This is a genomic window from [Clostridium] citroniae WAL-17108, from assembly GCF_000233455.1.
Taxonomy (GTDB): Bacteria; Bacillota; Clostridia; order Lachnospirales; family Lachnospiraceae; genus Enterocloster; species Enterocloster citroniae.
This window is the reverse complement of record NZ_JH376420.1, coordinates 639708-663981: the sequence shown is the minus strand read 5'-3', so window position 1 is coordinate 663981 and position 24274 is coordinate 639708. Positions and strand designations below refer to the sequence as shown.

17 protein-coding genes are annotated in these 24274 nt (G+C 50.5%); 12 read left to right on the top strand and 5 right to left on the bottom strand.

Annotated features, from left to right (window positions below; genetic code table 11):
* Positions 1–101: 101 nt before the first annotated feature.
* A complete protein-coding gene (locus tag HMPREF9469_RS02895) occupies positions 102–1022 on the bottom strand; it encodes an AraC family transcriptional regulator (protein ID WP_007858997.1) in 921 nt (306 codons plus the stop codon).
* A gap of 206 nt (positions 1023–1228) precedes the next feature.
* On the opposite strand from HMPREF9469_RS02895, the gene HMPREF9469_RS02890 reads away from it, so the two are divergent.
* Entirely contained in the window at positions 1229–2572 is a 1344-nt protein-coding gene (locus HMPREF9469_RS02890) for an MATE family efflux transporter (protein ID WP_050814430.1), read from the top strand.
* On the opposite strand, the gene HMPREF9469_RS02885 is transcribed toward HMPREF9469_RS02890, so the two are convergent.
* Both HMPREF9469_RS02885 and HMPREF9469_RS02880 read right to left on the bottom strand, forming a co-directional pair.
* The gene (locus HMPREF9469_RS02885) at positions 2569–3615 is read right to left on the bottom strand and encodes a HAMP domain-containing sensor histidine kinase (RefSeq protein WP_007858995.1); all 1047 of its coding nucleotides are present in this window, start codon (positions 3613–3615) and stop codon (positions 2569–2571) included. The genes HMPREF9469_RS02890 and HMPREF9469_RS02885 overlap by 4 nt on opposite strands.
* Complete coding sequence (locus tag HMPREF9469_RS02880) at positions 3612–4286, bottom strand: response regulator transcription factor (protein ID WP_040415418.1); 675 nt, start codon at positions 4284–4286, stop codon at positions 3612–3614. The genes HMPREF9469_RS02885 and HMPREF9469_RS02880 overlap by 4 nt, the downstream gene beginning before the upstream one ends.
* Positions 4287–4831: 545 nt before the next feature.
* Between HMPREF9469_RS02880 and HMPREF9469_RS02875 the strand changes: the two genes are divergently transcribed.
* From HMPREF9469_RS02875 to HMPREF9469_RS02855, 5 genes are all read left to right on the top strand, one after another.
* Entirely contained in the window at positions 4832–5896 is a 1065-nt protein-coding gene (locus HMPREF9469_RS02875; protein ID WP_007858991.1) for an efflux RND transporter periplasmic adaptor subunit, read from the top strand.
* A complete protein-coding gene (locus tag HMPREF9469_RS02870; RefSeq protein ID WP_007858989.1) occupies positions 5893–8928 on the top strand; it encodes an efflux RND transporter permease subunit in 3036 nt (1011 codons plus the stop codon). Before HMPREF9469_RS02875 ends, HMPREF9469_RS02870 begins: the two co-directional genes overlap by 4 nt.
* On the top strand, positions 8925–10079 hold the full coding sequence (locus tag HMPREF9469_RS02865; protein ID WP_007858987.1) for a TolC family protein: 1155 nt from the start codon (positions 8925–8927) through the stop codon (positions 10077–10079). The genes HMPREF9469_RS02870 and HMPREF9469_RS02865 overlap by 4 nt, the downstream gene beginning before the upstream one ends.
* Before the next feature lie 15 nt (positions 10080–10094).
* On the top strand, positions 10095–11333 hold the full coding sequence (locus HMPREF9469_RS02860; protein ID WP_227161205.1) for a TolC family protein: 1239 nt from the start codon (positions 10095–10097) through the stop codon (positions 11331–11333).
* A 175-nt stretch (positions 11334–11508) separates the two neighbouring features.
* On the top strand, positions 11509–12699 hold the full coding sequence (locus HMPREF9469_RS02855; protein WP_040415413.1) for an MFS transporter: 1191 nt from the start codon (positions 11509–11511) through the stop codon (positions 12697–12699).
* Between the two features lie 29 nt (positions 12700–12728).
* On the opposite strand, the gene HMPREF9469_RS02850 is transcribed toward HMPREF9469_RS02855, so the two are convergent.
* A complete protein-coding gene (locus tag HMPREF9469_RS02850; protein WP_007858980.1) occupies positions 12729–15644 on the bottom strand; it encodes an EAL domain-containing protein in 2916 nt (971 codons plus the stop codon).
* 207 nt (positions 15645–15851) lie between these two features.
* Here HMPREF9469_RS02850 and HMPREF9469_RS02845 point away from each other — a divergent pair, with 207 nt between their 5' ends.
* From HMPREF9469_RS02845 to HMPREF9469_RS02820, 6 genes are all read left to right on the top strand, one after another.
* Positions 15852–17204, top strand: a complete 1353-nt coding sequence (locus HMPREF9469_RS02845; protein ID WP_007858979.1) for an FAD-dependent oxidoreductase — start codon at positions 15852–15854, stop codon at positions 17202–17204.
* Between the two features lie 235 nt (positions 17205–17439).
* Entirely contained in the window at positions 17440–20142 is a 2703-nt protein-coding gene (locus tag HMPREF9469_RS02840; RefSeq protein WP_007858978.1) for a bifunctional diguanylate cyclase/phosphodiesterase, read from the top strand.
* A 15-nt stretch (positions 20143–20157) separates the two neighbouring features.
* Positions 20158–21249 (top strand): anaerobic sulfatase maturase, encoded by a 1092-nt coding sequence (locus HMPREF9469_RS02835; RefSeq protein WP_007858977.1) that lies wholly within the window; start codon positions 20158–20160, stop codon positions 21247–21249.
* Between the two features lie 226 nt (positions 21250–21475).
* Positions 21476–21796 (top strand): PadR family transcriptional regulator, encoded by a 321-nt coding sequence (locus tag HMPREF9469_RS02830; protein ID WP_007858976.1) that lies wholly within the window; start codon positions 21476–21478, stop codon positions 21794–21796.
* Positions 21789–22826: a DUF1700 domain-containing protein gene (locus HMPREF9469_RS02825; protein ID WP_007858975.1), complete on the top strand. Its 1038-nt coding sequence runs from the start codon at positions 21789–21791 to the stop codon at positions 22824–22826. Before HMPREF9469_RS02830 ends, HMPREF9469_RS02825 begins: the two co-directional genes overlap by 8 nt.
* 126 nt (positions 22827–22952) lie before the next feature.
* Complete coding sequence (locus HMPREF9469_RS02820; RefSeq protein WP_007858974.1) at positions 22953–23333, top strand: hypothetical protein; 381 nt, start codon at positions 22953–22955, stop codon at positions 23331–23333.
* Between the two features lie 105 nt (positions 23334–23438).
* On the opposite strand, the gene HMPREF9469_RS32740 is transcribed toward HMPREF9469_RS02820, so the two are convergent.
* A complete protein-coding gene (locus tag HMPREF9469_RS32740; protein WP_227161202.1) occupies positions 23439–23735 on the bottom strand; it encodes a DUF4397 domain-containing protein in 297 nt (98 codons plus the stop codon).
* Positions 23736–24274: the final 539 nt, after the last annotated feature.

Below are 24274 nucleotides of genomic sequence, written 5' to 3'. Positions count from 1 at the left end.
CAAACGCGATATCGTTCCATTTGTCCTCAGGGTGGAGAAGCGGGAGGATGGAGAGTGTGAAGATAGATGTATAACTGTTTCTTATATCCGGATATCCCGGATCATACAATCTCCGGGGCAGTCCTGTTATAACGGTACTGTCCCGGTGACATGCCGCATTTTTCTTTGAATAATTTTCCAAAATAGCTGGGACTGGTGAAACCGCAGGCAAAGCAGATATCCGATATCTTCCTGTCCGTACTGGTCAGCATGTGGGCGGCCTGGGAAAGCCTGTAATCGCACAGATACTCGGTGGGGGTTCTTCCAATGACCGTCTGAAAACAGCGGAAGCATTCGCTTCTGCTTACATTGGCCGCCTGGGCGATGGAGGAGACGGCGATATCATCCCCATAATGAGTGTGTATGTAGGATAGCATGAGGCGGATCCGCTGTTCCTGGATCTTCTTGGATTTGACCTTTGAAATATCTTTTACTTCTGCAAGCCGGCTAATCAGGTATCTCCATAGTCTGCAGATCAGTTCAATGCAATATAGTTCATAGGCAGGGGAATCTTCCTTTAGAAGGGAAAACTCCATGATGCTGTTTAACAGCTGCCTGTCTTTGTCATTTTCGCTCTTTAGAAATAATCCTGCCAGTGAGGATTTGATGACCGGCAGAATGTTTTTTTGGTAAGTATTTCCTGCGGGAAGAAGTTGAAAAAAACCAGGGGAAAGTACAAAGTTAAACAGGATCGTACCAGATTCTGTTTGTTTTATATTATGGATGGTCTTGGAGTTGATAAATAGTCCATCTCCCTGATCCAGTATGCGGTATTCCCCTGAGGCAGGGCTTTGGTCAATACGGCATTCGGCCTGTCCTTTTAATAAAATACCAAATTCAAACTCATCATGCCAATGATGGTTTACTTCTCCATTCAAATATTCATCAAAATGATCCATGTAAAAGGAAATGGGAAAGGCGCTGTCCTGATACTGGATCTTTTCCAATAGGTTTCGATCTGTAATTACTGTCTTTGGGTTCATGGCTATCTCCGGTAAAACTTATATAACAAATAGGTGGCTGTTAAAATTGGTATTATATTGATAGATATTGGCACATTTATCAGATGCAAATATCGGTTTATGATTCTATTATTATATAATGTGGTTGACAAAGCTGTCAATATGCAGTAACGGGAGGCCGTTCGTATTAAGACGGATCCAGTGGAAGGGATGGAAAAAGTAATAGTATGAGCAGAATGAAAAACATGACAGAAGGGTCACCGGCAAAGCTGATCCTTTCGTTTTCGCTTCCTCTGATGGCAGCGAATCTTGGGCAGCAGCTGTATATGATCGTGGACACAATGATTGTTGGAAAAGGAGTGGGAGTGGAGGCGCTGGCCTCCGTGGGAGCCACGGACTGGTCTTACTGGCTTGCTCTGTGGGTCATTCAGGCGATGACACAGGGGTTCGCAATTTCCATTTCCCAGCATTTCGGGGAAGGGAACCAGAGCCGGATCAAGAAAACCGTGGCCATGTCCATCTGGCTGTGCCTGGGGATCGGAGTTGTGCTGACAGTATCAGGCCTGGTTTTTGCCCGATTCCTGCTTCGTATATTACAGACTCCGGATCCTATTTTCCAGGGGGCCCTGTCTTATCTTATGATCCTATACGCCGGTATCCTGGTTGTTATGGCCTATAATATGGCGGCAGCGATCCTGCGTTCTTTGGGGGATGGAAAGACACCGCTGATTGCCATTGTCATTGCGGCCATCACCAATATCCTGCTGGATCTGCTATTTGTGCTGGTATTCCGGTGGGGCGTTGCGGGCGCTGCTTTTGCAACCGTATTGGCACAGCTTCTTGCCTTTATATACTGCCTTCTTGTTATGAGGAAAATAGATTTGCTGAAAATGGAGAGAAAGGACTGGAAGCCGGAAAGCAGCATAATAAAAAGGCAGTGCGGTCTGGGGATCCCCCTTGCGCTCCAGCATGTTCTGATCGCCATCGGAGGCATGATCCTGCAGTCTTCCATTAACCGGCACGGTTTTGTCTTTATAGCAGGATTTACGGCCACCAATAAAATCTACGGTCTGTTAGAAAGTTCCGCCATATCCCTGGGATATGCGGTCACCACCTATACGGCGCAAAATTACGGCGCAGGCCGGTATGACCGTATCCGAAACGGACTGAAAAGTTCTGTGCTCATCGCAGCGGCAATGTCCGTGTGTGTGTCCGCTGCAATGATTGCAGGCGGACGGGCTGTTCTGGGCCTGTTTATTGACAGCACAAGTTCCAGCGCAGCGGAAGTGTTGGAGATTTCATATCATTACCTGTTTATCATGAGCTGTCTCCTGTCTTCCTTATATTTGCTGTATGCCTTCCGCAATACGCTGCAGGGGTTGGGAAATACCGTGGCCCCCTTTTTGTCTGGAGTTATGGAGTTTTTTGCAAGGGTTTCAGTGGCTGTGTATTTTTCCCGCTTATGGGGAACAGAGGCAATCTTTTTTGCCGAGCCATGCGCATGGGCTGCAGCTACGCTGGTACTGGTCACGGTCTGTGTAAGGCAGGTCGGAAAGCTGAGAGAAGCTTAAGAGCCTTTTTTCTCATATAACGGGTTTGGAAGGAATACCGTGAATGTGGAGCCGTGGCCAGGCCTGCTTACCACCTCAATGGAACCGTTGCACAGTGTCAGGATTTTTTTAACCAGAGCCAGTCCGATCCCATTTCCCTCCATGCTCCTGTTGGGTTCTCCCTGATAGAATTTTTCAAATATATGGTCCTGGATCTCTTTGGTCATGCCGATCCCGGAGTCTTTAAAAACGATCTTGGTCAGGGAACCTGCATACTCCCCATGGATACAAATATGTCCGCCCATGGGGGTGAATTTCACTGCATTTGAAAACAGGTTTGACCAGATCTGGTACATCAGCTCCTCATTCCCATAATAATGCATTTTGGGCAGATCGATACTCATATCCAGGTTTTTGGGGGACCACAAAGGTTCCATGGAAAGCACGGCCTGGCGGATCTGCTCATCAAGGGAAAATATCTGCTTATCTGACACGATCTTTTGGTTTTCCAATTTAGATAATTTCAAAATGCTGCCGGTAAGGGAGGATAACCGTTTACTGCTCTCGGAAATACGGGAGACATATATTGTCTGCTCCTCGGAAAGGGGGGATGTGATCAGCAGCGATGCATATCCCTCAATGGCGGCCAAGGGCGTCTTTATTTCGTGCGACACATTTTGTATGAAATCAGATTGGAGCAGCTCTATGGAATTTAACTGCTCCATCATTTTATTAAAATTAATGGATACGGACTGCATCTCAAAGAATTTGCTGTTTGCGGGAAGCCGGATATGGAAGTTTCCGGCCACCACTTCATCCAGGGCATGGATCAGTTCATGTATGGGTTTGAAAAAATGCCTGGAAACAATGATGGTAAACAAAAGGGAAACAATGAACACAGCGATCACCATGCCGGCCAAGGGCAGCCAGGAAACAGGGGGGCCGGTTTGGACCAGCCCGGTCTGGATGGACAAAAATGTTAAGAATACCGTGATGGGAAGTCCGATGGCAAAGGGCAGGGAGACCGCTGCGATAAATGTGATCCACAATTTGAAGTTTTTCATTCGTTGATCACCGCCTTATAGCCTAGTCCCCGTACCGTGATGATCTCAAAATTGCCGTTGTCCTGAAAACGTTTCCGGAGCCGGTTGATATGGACATCAATGGTCTGGTCCTCGGTGTTGCTCTCCCTTCCCCATATCTCATCCATTAACTGGTTGCGGGTAAATATCTTGTCAGGATAAGACAGCAGTTTATAAAGCAGCATAAACTCTTTTTTAGGAGGCATGACGGACCGGTCTCCATAATTAACGGTCAGTGCATCATAGTTCAGTTCTGTCTGCTTTATGGTGAGTTTTCTGTCCGCTGCTATACCGGACCTGCGCAGCAGTGCTTTTATGCGGAGAAGCATTTCCTCTAAATTGACAGGTTTGGTCATATAATCATCCGTCCCCAGCTTAAAGCCTTTGCTTTTTGAAGAAAAGTCGTCCTTGGCTGTGATCATAAGGATCGGGAGCCTGGGATTGTTTTCACGCAAAAAGCTTACAAATTCATAGCCATCCATGATGGGCATCAGTATATCTGTTATGACCAGGTCAATATGTTCTTTTTCTATGACGGCACAGGCCTCAAGTCCGTTGCGGGCCTGGAAGGTCTGGTATCCGTCCTTTTCCAGAACAATGGAGTAAAGCTGGAGAAGGGATTCATCATCTTCCACAATCAATATTTTCAGCATAAACATCACATTTCACCTCCAAATTTAGTTTGTGTACTCTTGCAGTACACTTTTTCCATTATACACATCCATCTTAACTATCCATGAACTTTTCCATGATTTCCGTACAACCGGCAAAAAGTTATCTCTCGGGTCCGTGTGCCGGGAGATTAAAAGAGCACACATTAGACAAAAGGAGGAAATGTGAATATTTTGTGATTTCATCTTCCGTTCATCCTGGGTTGAACGAAAATTTATTTTGGTGTGCTATCATAAACCAAAACGTGCACTCCTGGAATCTCATCCCCAAAGATGGGTGCCGGGGAGATGCCGAGAGTACACAAAATATGAAAGGAAGGAAATATATGCCTAGATCAAACATTCAGGACCGGAGATGTTTGACACGATTCAGGAGGTATGCTACGGGTCACTTTTTATATCCCTGCAGCTCTTTTTTACAGGCAGGATGAAAAAGAAGGACATCATGGAGAAGTTCAGTCAAAAACTGTCATATCTGGAAAACAGCATGAGGCAGTTGGATATAAGTGATAAGTGAGGAGAGGACAATGAAGAAAAAGATTATAACAGGAGCAGTGGTTGTGGTGGTATTGTGTGCTGTTTTGATTCCCCGGTTATTGGGAAACAAGCAGTTTGCTCAGGCGGTGTCGCCGCCTGTCATGGAAGCGGAACAGCCCGTCATGGGGGATATCAGGCTGACCACCAGCCTGATCGGCAAGATTGAGCCGTCCGATGTGGTGTACATATATCCGAAGGCATCGGGAGATGTAACGGCTGTCAATGTAAAAGCAGGGGATATAGTGGCTCAGGGGCAGGTGATCTGTACCATTGATACCAAACAGGTGGAGACGGCAAAAAGCAGTATGGATTCCGCCGGGCTGTCCCTAAAACAGGCCCGGGAGGAGCTGGCCAGGCAGCAGATCTTATACAGCAGCGGAGGGATTTCTGATCAGGAATATGAACAGTACCGGGATAATGTTACCAGCGCTGAGATTTCATATAACCAGGCCAAGTACTCCTATGAAACACAGATGGAGTACAGCCAGATCACGGCGCCTATAGACGGACTGGTGGAGATCTGCGATATGGAGCCGTATGACACAGTTTCCCAGAGCAACCTGATCTGTGTTATTTCGGGAAGAGGCAGCAGGGTGGTATCCTTTTCAGCCACAGAGAGGATCCGTGGATACCTTCAGGAGGGGGATACCATACAGGTGGAAAAGGATGGCGGCTCCTACCAGGGGACCATCTATGAGATCAGCACCATGGCGGATGAAACAACAGGGCTTTACAAGGTCAAGGCCAGCATGGATGAGGATACCTTCCTTTCCACCGGTTCAGAGGTAAAGCTGTATGTGACTTCAGAAGAGACCACCAATGCAATGACCATACCGGTGGATGCTGTTTATTATGAAGATGGAGAACCCTATGTTTATGTATATACAGACGGAAAAGTACACAAAAGGGACATTGAAAGCGGTATATATGATTCCAATACCATGGAGGTGCGATCCGGCCTGACACTGGATGATCAAGTGGTGACGACCTGGAGCTCCGAGCTGTATGAAGGGGCGGAGGTTATCTTGAAAAATCAGGAGGAGGACGGACAATGAACGGATTAACAAAGTATGTCCTGCACCGGCCTGTCACAGCGGTCATGTGTATCCTCTGCCTGATCTTTTTCGGGTATTCTTCCGTAACCGGCACACCGCTGGAACTGAGTCCGGATATGGATATGCCCATGCTGATGGTCATGACGACCTACTCAGGAGCCAGCCCGGAGGATATTGATGAACTGGTGACAAAGGAAATTGAGGACCAGGTCAGCTCTTTAAGCGGTCTGAAATCCATTACCTCCAGCTCCAGCGAGGGAAGTTCCATGGTCATGCTGGAGTATGAATACGGAACAGATACGGACGAGGCATATGATGACCTGAAGAAAAAGATCGATCTGGTGTCCAGCCAGCTGCCGGATGGGGCCGATACCCCCACTATCATGGAGATGAGCATGGACTCCCAGCCGGATATTACCCTTTCCATTGATAACCCGGAAGAGGATAACCTGTACGCGTATGTGGAAGATGAGATCGTGCCGGAGTTTGAGAAGATCTCCGTGGTGGCGGATGTGAACCTGCGGGGAGGCGCAAAGGACTATGTGAAGGTGGAGCTGATCCCGGAAAAGGTGAGCCAGTATAAGATGACCATGTCGTCCATCGCCTCCGACATAAAGGCGGCCGATCTGTCCTATCCGGCAGGCGATACGCGGGTAGGAAGCCAGAAGCTGTCTGTGTCCACCCGTCTTACATATGATACGGTGGAACTGTTAAAGGAGATACCGCTGACCACCCAGGACGGAAGCGCTGTCTATCTGGAGGACGTGGCAAATGTGTATACCACCACGGAGGACAGTGACAGCATTGCAAGGTATGACGGTCAGGAGACTGTCTCTGTTTCCATCACAAAGCAGCAGAGCGCAACATCCGTGGGTCTGTCCGATGAGGTTAAGAAGGTCATTGAAACCCTGACCATGGAGAACGGGAGCCTGAACATCGTCACGGTCAGTGACTCGGCGGACTCCATTATGGAATCCCTGCTGTCCGTTGCTGAAACCCTGATTCTGGCTGTTGTGATATCCATGGCTGTCATATGGCTGTTCTTTGGAGACATAAAGGCATCCCTGATCGTAGGAAGCTCTATTCCGGTATCCATACTGGCAGCGCTGATCCTTATAAACCTCATGGGTTTCACATTGAACGTCATTACCATGAGCGCCCTGACCCTGGGGGTAGGCATGATGGTGGATAACTCCATCGTGGTCCTGGAGAGCTGTTTCAGGGCCACGGATAAAAAGCGGGGAGGGTTTGTGGAATACCTGGAGGATGCGCTGAAGGGGACCAATGTGGTTTGGGCTTCCATACTGGGGGGCACGGCCACCACCTGCGTAGTGTTCCTGCCGCTGGCATTTCTGGAGGGAATGACCGGTCAGATGTTTAAGCCCTTGGGGTTCACCATTGTTTTCTGTATGGTGGCCTCATTGGTGGCAGCCATCACGGTAGTACCTTTGTGTTATATGATGTATAAGCCCAGGGAACGTGAGAATGCTCCGCTTTCCAGACCAGTGATCCGCATGCAGGAGGGGTACCGGATCTTAATGAAAAAGCTTCTTCACAGGAAAAAAACAGTTCTGGGCGTATCTCTGGGGCTTCTGGCATTCTCGCTTTTAATCGCCACAAAGCTGGATATGGAGCTGATGGCTTCCGATGACCAGGGTGAGGTCAGCATATCGGTGGATACAAGGCCGGGGCTTATAACGGAGAAGGTGGATGCCATCCTGCAGGAGATTGAGCAGGTGATCGTACAAAACCCCAACCTGGAGTCCTACATGACTTCCTATGGCGGCAGTTCTCTTATGGGCGGCAGTTCAGCCAGCATAACGGCCTATCTCAAAGATGACAGGGATATGTCCACGTCAGAGGTGGCCAATCTGTGGAAGCAGGAGCTGTCGGAAATGAAAAACTGTGATATTACCGTGGATGTCAGTTCTTCCATGAGCATGATGTCCTCCTTTGGAGAGAGCTATGAAGTGATCCTAAAGAGCGCGGATTATGACGCAGTGAAAGAGGTGTCATCCAATATTGTCAGTGAGCTGATGGAACGGGATGACGTTACCAAGATCCATTCCGATATTGAGAATTCCTCCCCGGTGGTGGAAGTGAGGGTGGACGCATTAAAAGCCCAGTCCATGGGGCTGACAGCTTCGGCCATCGGCAGTACGGTAAGCAGCCTGATCGGCGGTGTGGAGGCAACGGAGATTGAAGTGGACGGTGAGGACATTGAGGTCAGGGTGGAATATGCGGATGATGAATATAAAACCATTGACCAGGTAAAAGGAATTGTACTGACTACATCCAACGGAGGTTCCGTGGCACTGACTGACCTGGCAGATGTAAAGTTTGTGGACAGTCCGGCCACCGTGTCAAGGGAGGATAAGCAGTACCTGGTCACCATCACAGGCGAATATACGGAACAGGCCGACAGGGACACGGAGAACCGGATAAAAAACCAGGTGGTCACCCCCAACCTGACCAGCACCGTGACCATTGGACTGAACTCCATGGACCAGTCCATGAATGAAGAGTTCTCAGCCCTGTTCGGAGCGATCGGCACAGCAGTATTCCTGATCTTCGTGGTGATGGCAGCCCAGTTTGAATCGCCCAAGTATTCATTTATGGTCATGACCACCATTCCATTCAGCCTGATCGGCGCATTTGGACTTTTGTATCTGACCAATTGTAAGATAAGCATGGTATCCCTGATCGGATTCCTGATGCTCATAGGTACGGTTGTCAACAACGGAATCCTGTTTGTGGATACGGCCAACCAATACCGCAGGGAGATGGATATGGACACGGCATTGATAGAGGCAGGCGCCACACGTATACGTCCTATTTTGATGACAACGTTGACAACCGTGCTGTCCATGATCCCGATGGCCATGGCTTTGGGAAATTCCGGAAGCATGACCCAGGGACTGGCGGTGGTGGATATCGGCGGCCTGACCGCGTCCACAATCCTGTGCCTCTTGATGCTGCCTGTTTATTATAAGATGATGAGTGGAAAAACAAAGCAGGAGAGTGAAACATGAAATGGTATAAAATGATGACCGCCGCCGCCCTGGCCGCCGCTTTGGGGCTTACAGGGCCCTGGCCTGCCTGGGCTGCAAGCCCGGAATTTGCCAGGACCGGGGAGGAGTGGGCAAAACTTAGAGATGACGTGATTGAGTATGGTGAACTGGCGGACTTGATCCATGAATATAACGCAACGGTACAGAATAACCAGTATGACTATCAGAAATTCAGGGAGGATTACGGGGATACCAATTCGGAGGTGGCGGATGCATACTATGACCTGGCCCAGGATTATTACAATGATATGTCCGGAGAGGATGATGCCAGTTCCAGAATGTCGGATCTGAACCTTCAGATACTGGGGGACAATATGATGGAACAGGCGGATGAAAGCTTGGAGGACAGTAAGATCTATCTTTTGACTTACGAGCAGGCTGAAAAGAACCTGGTGGTCACGGCCCAGTCAAAAATGATCTCCTATTATGAACAGCTTTTAAAACAGCAGCAGAAGGAGGCGTCCCTGGAGGAAGCAAAGCAGGATTACAGCCTTGCCCAGGTAAAATACGCCGCAGGCACCATAACCCAGGTGGAGGTTCTGAGCGCACAGGAAGCCGTACAGTCCGCTGAAGATGAGCTTAAACAGCTGGGTTCGGAGATACGGAACACAAAAGAGACTCTGCTTGTGCTGCTGGGATGGAACTATAATGACAGCCCCGTCATAGGGGAATTGCCGGAACTGGATATGAGCAGGATAGACAGCATGGACCCGGAGAAGGATCTTAACCAGGCGCTTGAAAACAACTACACATTAAAGATCAACAGACGGAAGCTTGAGAATGCCAAGAGCCAGACCACATCCGACAGCCTTAAGACTGCCATTGCCAATAATGAGAAGCAGATAGGCGCGTCCCTGTCCAGTGCTTATAAATCAGTATTGTCCGCCAGGATCACATACCAGCAGGCGCTTACACAGGCACAGCTGGAGGAAACCAATACACAGATAGCGGCCGGCAAGCTTCAGGCAGGTATGATGACCCGGCTGGAATATGAAAAACAGGTGCACGCCAGGGACAACAGCCAGATTACCTCAAAAACAGCTGCATTGAGCCTGATGACAGCCATGGAGAATTACCAGTGGGCGGTCAATGGTCTGGCGGCGGCAGAGTAGCAGGAGGTGAGGCGGTTGATTAAAAAGAGGAAATGGGCGATGTATCTGATACTGCTGGAAATTACTGCTGTTTCCTCCTTCTGCCATGCCGGGACAGCATGGGCGGACATGGAAGAGGCTCAGGAGGAAGTACAGCAGGAGGCACAGAAAAATAAACAGGGCCCAGGTGATGAGGGGGAGGTTCAGGAATATCTGGGAGAGGAACAAAATGAAAAACTGAAGGATCAAGTGCTGGAGTACTCGGAAATCCAGGATATGATCAGAAACTATAACCCTTCTGTCCAGGAGGCGGTATCCGCCTATAACAGGACACTGGAGCAGTACGCAGACGGATGGGCAGAAATGAAGTTCGGCAAAAACAGTGTGGCCACAGATAAGAAAAATGCAAAAGACAGCGGGGACGCGCAGCAATATTCCTACTATGCAGCGGAAGAGGCCATCTATCAGTCCGCGGCTAAATCCTACCAAAAAATGTACGATAGTATGCAGTCTGCTTCCAGTACCAGCAGCCAGCGAAAAATCGAACGGCAGATGACCGTGGCAACCCAATCCCTTGTGATCTCTTATGAAACCATGAGGCTTGAAAGAGATACCCTTGAAAAGGAAAGGGAGCTTTATCAGAAACAGTATGAGCTTGCGGTTGTGAGGGAACAGGCGGGAATGGGAACGCAGGCGGACGTATTAAAGGCATTGAACCAGGTACAGTCCGCAGAGGCGTCCATTGCTTCCACGGATGAAAGCATGGCAGGTCTCTATGACTCTATCTGTCTCTCGGTGGGAAGGGATACAAACGGAGGGATGGTGATCGCGGAAATTCCCGCAGCCGATACGAAGCGGGCAGATGGGATCAATCTGGAAGAAGATACAAGAAAGGCCATTGGAAATAATGATACACTGATGAGTGACAGGCATTCCCTGCAGGCGACATCCACCTCCAGTTCAAATTATAAGCTGCGTACCATGGAGGAGGGAGAACAGAAGCTGGCCAGCAAGATGAAGAGTCTGTATGATTCGGTGCAGCAGAAAAAGAAAGCCCTGGAAACTGCTGCAACAGGATATGAGAAGGCAGGCAGGGAAAAACAGAATGCGGATACGAAGTACAGTATTGGAATGCTGAGCCAGGATGAATATTTAAGGGAGCAGATGAATTATATCCAAAGAACAGCGGAATACAGATCCGCGGATCTGGCATTTACCCAGGCCATGGATGCATATGACTGGGCCGTATTGGGAATCGCGGACATTGAAGCATAGAGGAGGGGGAGCTGCTGACAAGGAGCGGATCAGTGAGGGGATGGGGAGATTTTCGGCACATAAAAAGAGCGGATCAGCGAAGAAGGAGGATTGGCTAAAAAAACACAAGATACCGAAAGGATATTGTGATATAATGTAAAATGCCGAATAGAGAAAAAGGGGTATTATGAAGTATATGAAGAACGGATATAACAAAACAGTGTATGCCTGCTTTACCGGATATGTGGTACAGGCGATTGTAAATAATTTTGCACCTTTGCTGTTCCTGACCTTTCAGGGCAGTTATGGGATTCCCTTGAGTAAGATCACCATGCTGGTCACCATTAACTTTATCCTCCAGCTGCTGGTGGACCTGGTTTCCATTGGGTTTGTGGACAGGATCGGCTACCGGGCGTCCATGATGCTTGCCCATATCTTTGTGGCGGCAGGACTGGTATCCCTGACCGTTCTGCCGGAGGTGTTTGAGGACCCTTTTGCGGGTCTGCTGATCGCGGTCATGGTATATGCGGTGGGCGGCGGGCTCCTTGAGGTCCTGGTAAGCCCTGTGATGGAAGCCTGCCCCACGGACAATAAGGAAAAGGCCATGAGTCTGCTCCATTCTTTTTACTGCTGGGGCCATGTGGGTGTGGTTTTGTGTTCCACCATATATTTCAGGATTTTCGGCATTGGCAGCTGGAAAGCAATGGCCCTTATATGGGCGGTGATTCCCCTTTTAAATACATTTGTATTTGCAAAGGTACCCATTGCGCCCCTTACACCGGAAAATGAGACAGGGCTTACCATCAAGGCGCTTTTCTCCAAAAGGATCTTCTGGATCCTGATGCTGATGATGGTCTGCGCGGGAGCGTGCGAACAGTCTGTAAGCCAGTGGGCTTCCACGTTTGCCGAAAAGGGACTGGGTGTGAGCAAGACTGTGGGGGATCTGGCAGGTCCCATGGCATTTGCTGTTCTCATGGGAACCTCCAGGGCCTTTTACGGCAGGTTCGGCCACAAGATCAATTTGGAACGGTTCATGATCTACAGCGGCATTCTGTGCATTCTGTCCTATCTGTGCATTTCCCTGCTTCAGGTCCCTGTCCTTGGTCTGGCGGGGTGTGCCCTGTGCGGCTTGTCCGTGGGGATCCTGTGGCCGGCCACCTTCAGCATGGCCGCGGCCTCAGTGAAACGGGGAGGCACTGCAATGTTTGCCTTTTTAGCATTGGCCGGGGATCTGGGATGTTCCGGGGGCCCCACACTGGTGGGGGTGGTGTCCGGCTATTTTGGAGATGATCTGAGAAAGGGGATCCTGGCAGCGGTGGTGTTCCCGGTCCTGCTGCTGTTGGGGATCATGGGCAGCAGGAAATCAAAAACAGGCCTTGCAGTATAGGGCCTGTTTTTGTCTGAACAAGATTATAGTCAGGATAGCAGCTCTTCATAATCAGCCTGGGGCATGGGGCGGTGGAAATAAAAGCCCTGTGCGAACCGGCATCCCATTGCCTGAAGCAGTTGGGACTGGGTGCGGTTCTCCACGCCCTCGCAGATGACCGTCATTCCCAGTTCACCTGCCATCTGGATCAGGTTTCGCAGCACAATCTGTTCCCGGATCCCGGCAACCCCGTGGCACACAAAGCTTCGGTCCAGCTTGAGGATATCTGCGGTCAGCTGCTGGAGCTGTCCCAGGGAAGAATAGCCGGAGCCAAAGTCATCAATGGAAATCAGGAATCCCAGTTCCTTCAGCCGGGGAAGCATGGAGACAATGGTATCGGAATCTTCAAGAAGAGCGCTCTCCGTGATCTCGATCTCCAGAAGATTTTTAGGGATCCCATAGCGGTCGGCAATGCGGCAGACCTGTTCCGGAAAGTCCGGTTCTATAAAGTGCAGCCTTGAGAAATTACAGGAAACAGGCAACAGCCGGATCCCTTGCTGCTTCCATGACTGAATGGTGCGGCAGACTGTCTCAAACAGCCAGAAGTCCACTTTTTTTACCATACCGTTTTTTTCAAACAGAGGGATAAAGGTTCCCGGCATGAGAAATCCCTTTTCCGGATGGTTCCACCGGATCAGCGCCTCGCTGCCGATCACCTGTGCGTCCCTTATGGATACCTTGGGCTGGTAATACACCTCGAATTCATTGCAGGAAAGGGCCTGATCCAGGCTGCTTTCCAGCTGTCCGGCCACAACGGCCGCCCTGCGCATCTGCTCATCATACAGCACGGCAAAACTTCCCGGTGTGTTTTTGGCATGGCGCCTTGCATAGTTTGCCAAATCCATCATCTGATGGATGTCCGGATCTTCGGCCTGGCCGGTAAGGTAAACCCCAAAGACAACATGGATCCGGTTGGGAATTTCTGTTTCTTCCTTTCTCCACTGGTCCAGTTTGTCAACGCAGGCGGTCAGGCGTAAAGTGAGCTGTTCCCAGGATTGGTACTGCAGTAACAGTACAAAATTGTCCGCGGATATACGCCCGCAGCACTCCTTGGGGCCTAAGGCCTCAGACAGGACCCTGGCGCAGGTAAGCAGCACCTTATCTCCCATGGCAAATCCAAAGGTATCATTGATAAGCTTGAATTGACGGATATCTCCGTAAAGCAGTGCAAGACCGTGCTGTTTTTTGTTTGATGTCAGGGCGGACCATTTGCCATAAAAGCCGTTCATGCTGTCCAGGCCGGTCAGCTCATCCTTGTACAGCAATTCCTGGATCCTGCGGTTGCTGCGCAGGGCGTTTCTGAGATTATAACTCACCAGGAGAATGATGATGCCAAGTATCAGGGACACTCCGCCCATCACAGGCCAGGTGTGCTGCTCCACAAATTCAGCCAGGCTTATATCCTTTGCGTCCGCGGAATTTTTGATCATAAATGCATCGACCTGTTCCGCGGGCAGGTATTGGATGCATTTGTTTAAGATGGAATACAGGCGGGGATCCGCGTTGGAGGAGACGCCGATACACAGTTTGTTGGTATACCGGCTCAGCGTGGTCTCGTTCATATCATTGTAATATATATCATCCAGGAAGGATCCGGCCGCCTGGGTGTTAAGGTAAGCTGCGTCCGCCTTACCCTGATGCACTGCATCCAGACATTCCCGTATGGATGAAAAGTAGTGGATCACACTATTGGGAAAATCCTTTGCTACTTCTTCGGAGAGTTGATATCCCTTTGGAAGGGCCAGGACCTCCTGAACTGCGGAATTGTTCCGTGTGATGAGGGAGGTGGGAGAGCTGAGGTAATAAAGGGTGGAGTTGATGTGGTTCCTTCCGTCCCAGAGGTAATCCCCATCGGACACACACAGGGCATCCACCTTTCCCTGGGACAGAAGCTCCAATGCCTCCGACTGGGGATGCGCCTCATAAACAAAGAAAAGTTCGCTGTTGCTCTCAATAAAATGGAAAATGTCGGAAACCACACCCCTGAACTCGCCGGAATTTTTATCCTGATAGGACAGGGGGGCAAATCCGGGATCGTATGATACGACCACAGGACCGGCCTGCGCCATGTACTGTCTCTCATCCCTGGTAAACACAGGCTTTTGGTTGGTGCTGGGGGAAAGGTATTTGTCATAGAGATCCGTACTGTAACCGGGATTGTTTAACAGGATGCTGTTCATGGCCCTGTTCAGGTCATCCAGCAGTCCGGGATTTTTCTTTGTCACAGCAAAATACAGGGGACTGGGGGAAAACTGGGCAACGCTGCGGTAGGAACTGTTCTTGCCAAGATGGGTGATCGCCACACCGTCCAGGACACCCTGATCCAGGGCGGACAATAGCTCGCCTGTCTCCTCATAATCAATGATATCCAGGGTGATCTGATGTTCCGCGCAGAATTCCCTGAAACGGACGCCATCGATCCCTCCCTTGATGATCCCTACTTTCATGCCTTCAAACGCTTTAAAGTCCTCGTAGTCATAGCGCTCATCATCCATGCGCACATTCAGGGTAGTATAGATGCTGCACATGGGCTGGGTTACAAACAGGATCTCATTTAACCGTTCTTCTGAAAAATAGACGGAAGGAAGGAGATCGATCTCCCCGTCCACAAGCATATGATATGCCGCATTCCAGCTCCCGGCATCCACGATTTCAAACCTGAGTCCGGACTGCTTGGCGATTTCCTGGAGGAATTCTATGTTGTAGCCGACATACTCCCCCTGCTGGTTCAGTGACATATAATCCCCGTCTTCATAATAGCCCACTTGTATGGTCTGGGTTTCATGGGTTTGGATTTCAGCGGTTTGGGGTTCAGCGGTTTGGGCAAAGACAGCGTCAGGCGTCAGAAGGCACAATGACAGGACCATGATGATCTGAACTAGGATTCGATGGGCAATACGGCGCATGGGGACTTCACCTTCTTCCAATATGATAAGTCAAAAATCTTCCATAATTATATCAGAGTTTCCTTTAAATAACAATCTGATGGTTAAAACCACAGCTTTAAAATGTTTCTTAGAATCCATGCTGCAGGAATCCCCGAAGCATTTGTGGGTATACTACCCTCAGTGGACAAGGGTATTCCAAACGGCTGTTACAGGGAGGCAGATGCAATGGCAGAAAAGCAGATAAACAGGGAAGATTTCAGAACGGCTGGGTCTATATGGAGTGATTGTGCAGAGCGTCCGGCTTTTCAAGGTCTGAAGACGGATCTAAAGACAGACGTGCTTGTGATCGGAGGAGGCATGGCCGGACTTTTATGCGCTTATATGCTGGACCGGGCGGGAGTGGACTATGTGCTGGTTGAGGCAGATACCATCGGAAGCGGGATCACAGAGAACACCACTGCCAAGATCACATCCCAGCACGGCCTGATCTATCACAAGCTGGTAAAGGAATTCGGCATGGAAAAGGCGGCAATGTACCTTCACGCCAATGAGGATGCCCTGAGCAGATATAAGGACCTGTGCAGGGGAATAGACTGTGATCTTGAAGAAAGGGACGCCTTTGTATATTCCCTGAAAGACACGCGGGAGATGGAAGATGAACTGGATACCCTGGGAAAACTTCACTTTCCATCGGAGTTTGTAAAGCATCCGCCCCTTCCCTTCCCGGTGGCCGGGGCCGTGCGGTTTGCGGATCAGGCCCAGTTCAACCCCATAAAATTCATCCGAGGGATTGCCGGCGGCTTAAACATTTATGAACACACAAGGGTAAGGGAACTGGCAGAGGGAAAGGCGATGACTGACGCGGGAACTGTTACAGCGGATCATATGATCGTTGCCACCCATTTTCCTTTTATCAATAAGCATGGGAGTTATTTCCTGAAAATGTACCAGCACCGTTCCTATGTGATCGCCCTGGAACATGGGCCGGATCTGAAGGGCATGTATGTGGATGCGGCGCCTGCAGGGCTGTCCCTGCGCAACTATAAGGATCTGCTGCTGGTCGGCGGAGGCGGACACCGAACGGGGAAGACGGGAGGGAACTGGGAGGAACTCAGACGGTTTGCATCCGATCATTATCCGGATGTCCGGGAATGCTGCCGGTGGGCCGCCCAGGACTGTATGACCCTTGACCATGTTCCTTATATCGGCCGGTATTCCAGACGCACCCGCGGCCTGTTGGTGGCAGCCGGATTTAACAAATGGGGGATGACGTCCTCCATGGTTTCCGCCATGGTGCTTACGGATATGGTCATGGGAAAGAAGAATCCTTATGAAGCGGTATTTTCCCCGTCCAGGACCATGCTCAGGCCGCAGCTGGCAGCCAACGGGCTGGAGGCGGCAAAGAATCTCTTAACCCTGTCAACTCCCCGCTGTCCCCATATGGGATGCGCGCTGAAATGGAATCAAGCTGAGCATTCCTGGGACTGTCCATGTCATGGCTCGCGCTTTGACGGAAAAGGGCATCTGACGGACAATCCGGCCACAGGGGACTTAAAATCAGGGAAAGGACATGTATAAGGAGATGTACAGGAGCTGAAGCGTACCGGGATCCTGAAATCCCCCCTGCTAAAAAGGATATGCTGGGAACAGCTGCTTTAACGCATAAATAAACAGGACGGCGCCGGTATCAGTCAGTGATTGATACCGGCGCCGCTTTGTCTGTATTCCATGGACTTAATTGTCGATCTGTGGTAGAATGGTATTCATGTGAGTGGTAAGAAATTACATAATTTATGGTACGGAGGACAGTATTATGCAAAAGCGAATCGTAACCATGCTTTTGGCTGCAGCGCTGCTTGTCTCCGGTGTCCTCTCCATCCTGTCCATCCATGGACTGCAGGGGAATGCGCGGATCATCAATTATACCGGCGTAGTGAGGGGGGCGACCCAGAGACTGATCAAACAGGAAATGAACGGACAGCATAATGATGCCCTCATTGCCAGATTGGATGGGATTTTAAACGAACTGGCCACCGGCCAGGGAGATAACGGCCTCCTGCGTTTGGAGAACGATGCATTTCAGGAACTGATCGCCCAGATGCAGGATCAGTGGGAAGAGATCAAGGATGAGATCCGTCAGGTCCGGCAGGGGACAGACAAGACAGAACTTTACAGGCTCAGTGAAGCGTATTTTGAGCTGGCCGACCGCACGGTTTCTGCAGCGGAGGAGTATTCAGAGCAGCAGGTGGAGCGGGCGGAACAGGGATTTTTTATTCTGGGGGCGGCGGTTATCATCCTGACCCTTTTTCTGGTGTGGTATGACCGTATTCAGAAACAGCGCCAGAAGGCATTGACGGATGCGGAGGATGCCAACCGGATCAGGAGCGAACATCTGGACCGCATGTCCGAGGACCTGCGTGCGCCGATGGATGCCATTTCGGAACTTCTGTATGTCAGTGATGTGGAGAGCAATGACCTTCTCTTCCTGAACGAGGCCGGACGGAAAACATTTGGGGTAACGGACCTGAGGGGACAGAAGTGTTATAAGGTCCTTCAGGGCCTGGACCATCCCTGTGAATTCTGCACCACTTCATTTTTGGTGCCTGGAGAGAATTATACCTGGGAATTTACAAATCCCATTACAAAGAGGCATTATCTGCTGAAGGACCGGCTGCTGCAGTGGGACGGCCGCCCTGCAAGGATAGAGATCGCTTTTGATATCACGGAAGCGGAAGCGGAAAAGCAGGCGCTTAAGAACACCCTGGACACGGAACAGATGGTCATGGAGTGTGTGCGTATCATGTACAGGCAGCCTGACATGGCGCTGTCCGCCCCCATGGTGCTGGAACACCTGGGATGCTTTCTCTCGGCAGACCGTTCCTATCTGGCCATGCTGCGAGACGGTCTGCTGTATAATGATTTTGAATGGTGCAAAGACGGGATTGACTCCCAGAAAGAAAACCTACAGGGTGTCCCACTGTCCTCCGTTGAACGCTGGGTGCCCATATTCAACAGCCAGAAGTGTGTCATACTTGAGAACATAGAAGATATAAAGGAAAGCTATCCCCAGGAATATGAACTGCTGAGTTCCCAGGGTATCCGCAGCCTGGTGGCCGCGCCCATGGAACAGAACGGGAATTTCAGAGGACTTTTGGGAGTGGACAACCCGCCGCCGGAGCGGATACGGAGCATCGGGTCCCTGCTGCAGACCCTGTGTTATTTCCTTATGCTGGCCTACCAGCGTACGGAAAGCGAACAGCAGCTTTCCCATATGAGCTATTATGATATGCTTACCTCCTTTTACAACCGCAACCGGTATATTGAGGACTCCGCTGCATTATCCGGCCGCTCGGGGCCAATGGGTATTGTGTACCTGGATGTGAACGGCCTTAAGGATATCAATGATGAGCACGGCCATGCCTATGGGGATAAGGTGCTGGTGGAATGCACCTGTCAGATGAGGGAGGTATTCAGGGATTCCAATTATTACAGGATCGGCGGGGATGAGTTTGTCATCATCTGCCCGGGGATCGACCAGGAAACCTTTGACATGAGGGTGGCGGATCTGCGCCATCATTTCAGGCTGAACCCCTTGTGCAAGGCTGCCATTGGGGCGCAGTGGGATCAGGAGTACGCTAACCTCCAGCAGGTCATTGCAAAGGCTGATGCAAAGATGTATGAGGATAAGAAGGATTTCTACCGCAGGAATCCCTCCTCCCACCGATACCGCCACCATAATGACCAGGTGCTCCATCTGTCTGATCCAAAGGTGCTGCAGGAAGAGATCTGTCAGGAGCGTTTTGTGGTATATCTTCAGCCTCAGATATCCTCATCTGACTGCTGTGCCGTGGGGGCGGAGGCCCTGATCCGCTACCAGCCTTATTCAGGATCCCTGATCCTGCCCGGCAATTTCCTTCCTCTGCTGGAGGAGAGCCAGACCATAAGCCAGATTGATTTTTATGTATTTGAGTATGCCTGTTCCCAGCTTAAGGAGTGGGCAAGACAGGGAAAGCAGGCCCTCCCCGTGTCGGTGAACTTTTCCAGAAGCTCCTTGTCCCAGCACGATTTTGTAGACCGCTTAAACAGGCTGTGCCGGCAGTACGGCGTGGATAAACGGTATCTGGAAATTGAACTGACAGAGACGGCCCGTGAAGGGGATGGCGTGGATCTGAAAGCCCTGATCCGCAGTCTCAGGGAAGAGGGATTTATCGTTGCCATTGATGATTTTGGGACGGAGTACGCCAACCTGGCCCTGCTGTCCACGGTTGAGTTTGACGTGCTTAAGCTGGACAAAAGCCTGGTGGATGACGTGGCCCTTAGTTCCAGGGCCCGTTCCGTGGTGGAGAATATAGTGAGTATCTGCAAAGGGATGCAGATCAAGGTGGTGGCGGAAGGGATCGAGACAGAGGAACAGCTGGAAGCGCTGCGCTCCTGCGGAGTGGAACTGGTGCAGGGATATCTGTTCAGCAAACCCATCCCCACCAGTGAGTATGAAGAAAAATATTTAAAATCATAAGAGGGGAATAATGATATGCCAGCCTTGAATTTATTGATCAAACCATCATCAGGCATGTGTAATTTAAACTGCACCTACTGTTTTTACCACGACCTGATGAGCAAGCGGGAGATCCCGTCCTATGGATTCATGTCCGGGGAGATACGGGAAACCCTGATAAAGAAGGCGCTTGACTATGCTGCAGGCCAGTGCTCCTTTGGATTCCAGGGGGGAGAACCCACCATGATCGGACTGGAGTTCTACAAGGAGTTCGTGGAACTGGTAAAACAGTATAACCATAAGAACCTGGATGTGAGTTTTTACATACAGACCAACGGATACCAGCTGTCTCAGGAATGGGTAAAGTTCCTGGCAAAGCATCATTTCCTTACAGGGATATCCCTGGACGGCACCATACACACCCATAACCGTTACAGAAAGAACTATGACGGGAAGGATTCATTTGCCCAGGTCATGGAGACGATTGAGCTGTTTGACCGCTACAAGGCAGAGTATAATATTTTGACCGTTGTAAATCAGGCCACTGCCATGAGCGTGAGGAAAATCTATCAGTTTTACCGTAAAAATGATTTCCGTTACCTCCAGTTCATTCCCTGTCTGGATCCGATCGGGAAGGAGAAGGGAAACGAGGAATACTCCCTGCTGCCGGAGGCATATGGGAAGTTTCTGTGTGAACTGTTTGATCTGTGGTATGATGACTATCTTCATGGAAGGATTGTTTCCATCCGCACCTTTGACAATTATCTGGGGATCCTTCGGGGATATCCGCCTGAAGCGTGCGACATGCGGGGGCAGTGCAGTGTCCAGCATGTGGTGGAAGCGGACGGAAGTGTGTATCCATGTGATTTCTATGTATTGGACCAATGGAGGCTGGGAAATGTTATGGAGGATGATTTCGCTGACTACCGTGCCAGGGAAAAGGCCAGGGAATTTATAGAAAGTTCACATAACATAGATGAGGAGTGCCAAAACTGCCGCTATTTCCCGCTGTGCCGCGGCGGATGCCGCAGGGTGCGGGAGGAGAGTGCATCGGGCAGGAACTATTTCTGCCGGTCTTACAAGATGTTCTTTGATTATGCCCTTGACCGGATGGGAAGGATGAGATAAGGCGCTGTGGCCTGTGTGGTAAATAATATCGGTTCAAATATATAGCGCTTGACAGATGTATCAGGAGACATTCATAATAGGGCCTTTAGGGGCCCTTTTTCAGTTCTATCTTATCCGCCTGATAAAGCATTGGACGGTCTTTAAGAAAATGTTAAGTATTTTATTTTTTATAGTACTTGACATTGCATAGTAGTATGTATAATATAGTATCTAAAGGAGGACGGCCATGAATCCACAATTTAAAAAAGGGGTCCTTGAGTTGGTTGTGCTGGAATCTGTCAGGAAAAAGGACATGTATGGATATGAACTGGTGGAGGAGGTATCAAAGGTGATTGATGTAAATGAAGGAACCATTTACCCGCTGTTAAAGCGCCTTACCAATGAGAGGTATTTTGAGACCTATCTGAGGGAATCCACGGAAGGCCCCCCCAGAAAATATTACCATATAACAGCAGCCGGTGTGCTGTACCGTGACCGGCTGGAGCAGGAGTGGAATGAATTTCAGGAAAAGGTATGTGTATTTTTAAAGGAGCAGAAGGATGAATAAAAAAGAATTTTTAGAGGAACTGGGAGGATACCTTGCCATCCTGGATGAGAAGGAGCAGCAGGATATCCTGGAAGAATATTCGCAGCACATTGATATGAAGATTGAGAATGGACTAAGTGAGGAGGACGCTATCCGCGATTTCGGCCATATAGGGGAGCTGGCAGGGGAGATACTGGAGGCGTACCATGTTAATCCGGAATATAAGGGAGCCGGGGCATTAAAAGTAAAAAAGGGTACAAAGGCTGCCGCGAAAAAGGGAAAACAGCTGCTGTATACAGTGTCCGGCTTTTTCCGGAAAGGACGGGAGGCCGCCGGGCGGTTCCTGGCCCTTTGTTGGGGAAAGACAAAGAAAGGGATCGTCAGGGCCAAGGCGGCTCTGTCCAGGCCATGGAAGGGGGAGCGCCCTGCTCATGCCGGGAGATGGAGCAGGACCGGATCCGGGATCCGGACGCTGCTGCCCATGTCCAAACGAAAAGCAGATTCCATATTCAGTGAGGGACAGGCGGCACCAGGCGGAGAAGATGGGATACCTGACAGTGCAGGACCAGTATACGGCGGTGTAATGCCTGGCGCGGTGAATACTGTATCCGGGACGAGGGCCGGGAGGACTTCCTGTCTTTCCGGTTTTAAAAAGTGGCCGGGAAAGATATGCCGCTCCATAGGAGCCTTGATGGGATACTGCCTCCGCCTGGTCCTGTTTACGGTCCTGTGGGGTATCCGGTGGTGCTGGAACTGCTGCATGATCTTCCTGGCCCTGATCAGTGCTGTTTTCACACTGGCCTTTTTGTTCCTGTTTGGAGTTGCAGCGGTCTGGCTGTCCCAGGGATTTCCGTTCATGGGCACAAGCCTGATGAGCTTAGGCCTTATCCTCTGCGGCGTATCCTTTACATACCTGTGCGTCAGCTTTCTGCGTCTGCATAAAAAGGGAAAGGAAGCAAGTGGGCGGAAAACAGATGACCGGGATACGGATGACCGGGATACGGATGACCAGAAGGAAGAAACACAACTGAAGGAGGTACGGCATGCGTAAGTTACAAATGATTATGATCGGGTTTTCTGCACAGGTGTTTTTCTGAGCGGGGCAGGGACCGGACTTGCCTTTTCTGAGGTATCTTCTTTTGCCTATATGGGAGAGAAGGATGCAGGAACTGTGGACATGCAAACGGAAGAATTTGAGTGTGCCTTTGAACCCCGGGAGGAGAAGTTGGCGGTTTATAATCTCTATGGATCTCATTCCGGGCAGGAAGAACTGGTGGAGTCACCGGATGTACCGGAAAACACCATCCGTTTCCAGGTTACCTATAATGCGGCAGCTGTAAAGCCGTTTCTCGATTATGCGGAAAATGAATCGGCCGGTATCTATTATTCATACATAGGAGACAGTTCCGATGATTTTAAAATATTTATGGAATGCAAGGATCAGATACTGGCAGATCTAAAGGACAGAAAGATCAGCACTTACCGCACACAGACCATCAAGGAGATCAAGATCCTGGTTAATCCGTCCTCAGTGGATTCCATCCGTTTTGTGAGATGATATGGGCCGGTTTTCCAGTTACAAATAGATGAAGCACCCGGGAAACTTTCACAAGAGCTTCCCGGGTGGAGTTAGAACATAAGATGGCTGAGCGTTCAGGGGTCTTTAAAATGCCATTGACTCAAGCCAGAAATTGGAGCCGGAGCCGGCCAGGGTAACGGTGTAAGAATTATTCTGAAGGAAATTCATCCAGGTATCCACAAGGGGTGTACGCAGGTTGGAACTTCGGTAAACCGTGATGCGGTAGCGTCCCGGTGCCACATTATAAAAACGAGTAAAGTTCAGGAAATCCAGGTTGGAGACAACCAGCCGGTCATTTACGTAGATCTGCACCGGCTCACGGACCGCGGCGTTATAGAATCTGACGCGTGCAGTGGTGATTGGGAAAACATTTCCCGGCAAAAGCACGCCCCAATTCCATGACCAGTCAGGTCTAGGCGGCTGGGGTCTGGGCGGCTGGGGTCTGGGCGGCTGAGGCCTGGGCGGCTGGGGTCTGGGCGGCTGGGGCCTAGGCGGCTGGGGTCTGGGCGGCTGGGGCCTAGGCGGCTGAGGCCTGGGCGGCTGGGGCCTGGGCGGCTGGGGTCTGGGCGGCTGGGGTCTGGGCGGCTGGGGCCTCGGAGGTTCGGGCCGTGGAGGCTGGGGCCTTGGAGGTTCGGGCCGTGGAGGCTGGGGCCTTGGAGGTTCGGGCCGTGGAGGCTGGGGCCTTGGAGGTTCGGGCCGTGGAGGCTGGGGCCGTGGAGGCTGGGGCCTTGGAGGTTCGGGCCGTGGTGGCTGGGGTCTTGGCGGCTGAGGCCGGCCTGGCCTGGTCAGGCATAAACGGNGCGCAGGGCGTCCCATTCCTTCCTGGGCAGTGAATTCCATGGTATCCTCAGAATCATCAAAGACGGTATCGTCAAAATCTTCTAATATGGCGTCCTCAGCCTCTTCCAGGATATCGTCAA

Excerpts from the sequence above, each read along its gene's own strand:
- HMPREF9469_RS02835 (WP_007858977.1), top strand. The coding sequence starts at position 20,158 with ATGCCAGCCTTGAATTTATTGATCAAACCATCATCAGGCATGTGTAAT.
- HMPREF9469_RS02825 (WP_007858975.1), top strand. The coding sequence starts at position 21,789 with ATGAATAAAAAAGAATTTTTAGAGGAACTGGGAGGATACCTTGCCATC.
- HMPREF9469_RS02870 (WP_007858989.1), top strand. The coding sequence starts at position 5,893 with ATGAACGGATTAACAAAGTATGTCCTGCACCGGCCTGTCACAGCGGTC.
- HMPREF9469_RS02880 (WP_040415418.1), bottom strand. The coding sequence starts at position 4,286 with ATGCTGAAAATATTGATTGTGGAAGATGATGAATCCCTTCTCCAGCTT.
- HMPREF9469_RS02885 (WP_007858995.1), bottom strand. The coding sequence starts at position 3,615 with ATGAAAAACTTCAAATTGTGGATCACATTTATCGCAGCGGTCTCCCTG.
- HMPREF9469_RS02865 (WP_007858987.1), top strand. The coding sequence starts at position 8,925 with ATGAAATGGTATAAAATGATGACCGCCGCCGCCCTGGCCGCCGCTTTG.
- HMPREF9469_RS02890 (WP_050814430.1), top strand. The coding sequence starts at position 1,229 with ATGAGCAGAATGAAAAACATGACAGAAGGGTCACCGGCAAAGCTGATC.
- HMPREF9469_RS02850 (WP_007858980.1), bottom strand. The coding sequence starts at position 15,644 with ATGCGCCGTATTGCCCATCGAATCCTAGTTCAGATCATCATGGTCCTG.
- HMPREF9469_RS02895 (WP_007858997.1), bottom strand. The coding sequence starts at position 1,022 with ATGAACCCAAAGACAGTAATTACAGATCGAAACCTATTGGAAAAGATC.
- HMPREF9469_RS02855 (WP_040415413.1), top strand. The coding sequence starts at position 11,509 with ATGAAGAACGGATATAACAAAACAGTGTATGCCTGCTTTACCGGATAT.
- HMPREF9469_RS02845 (WP_007858979.1), top strand. The coding sequence starts at position 15,852 with ATGGCAGAAAAGCAGATAAACAGGGAAGATTTCAGAACGGCTGGGTCT.
- HMPREF9469_RS02840 (WP_007858978.1), top strand. The coding sequence starts at position 17,440 with ATGCAAAAGCGAATCGTAACCATGCTTTTGGCTGCAGCGCTGCTTGTC.
- HMPREF9469_RS02875 (WP_007858991.1), top strand. The coding sequence starts at position 4,832 with ATGAAGAAAAAGATTATAACAGGAGCAGTGGTTGTGGTGGTATTGTGT.
- HMPREF9469_RS02820 (WP_007858974.1), top strand. The coding sequence starts at position 22,953 with ATGCAAACGGAAGAATTTGAGTGTGCCTTTGAACCCCGGGAGGAGAAG.
- HMPREF9469_RS02830 (WP_007858976.1), top strand. The coding sequence starts at position 21,476 with ATGAATCCACAATTTAAAAAAGGGGTCCTTGAGTTGGTTGTGCTGGAA.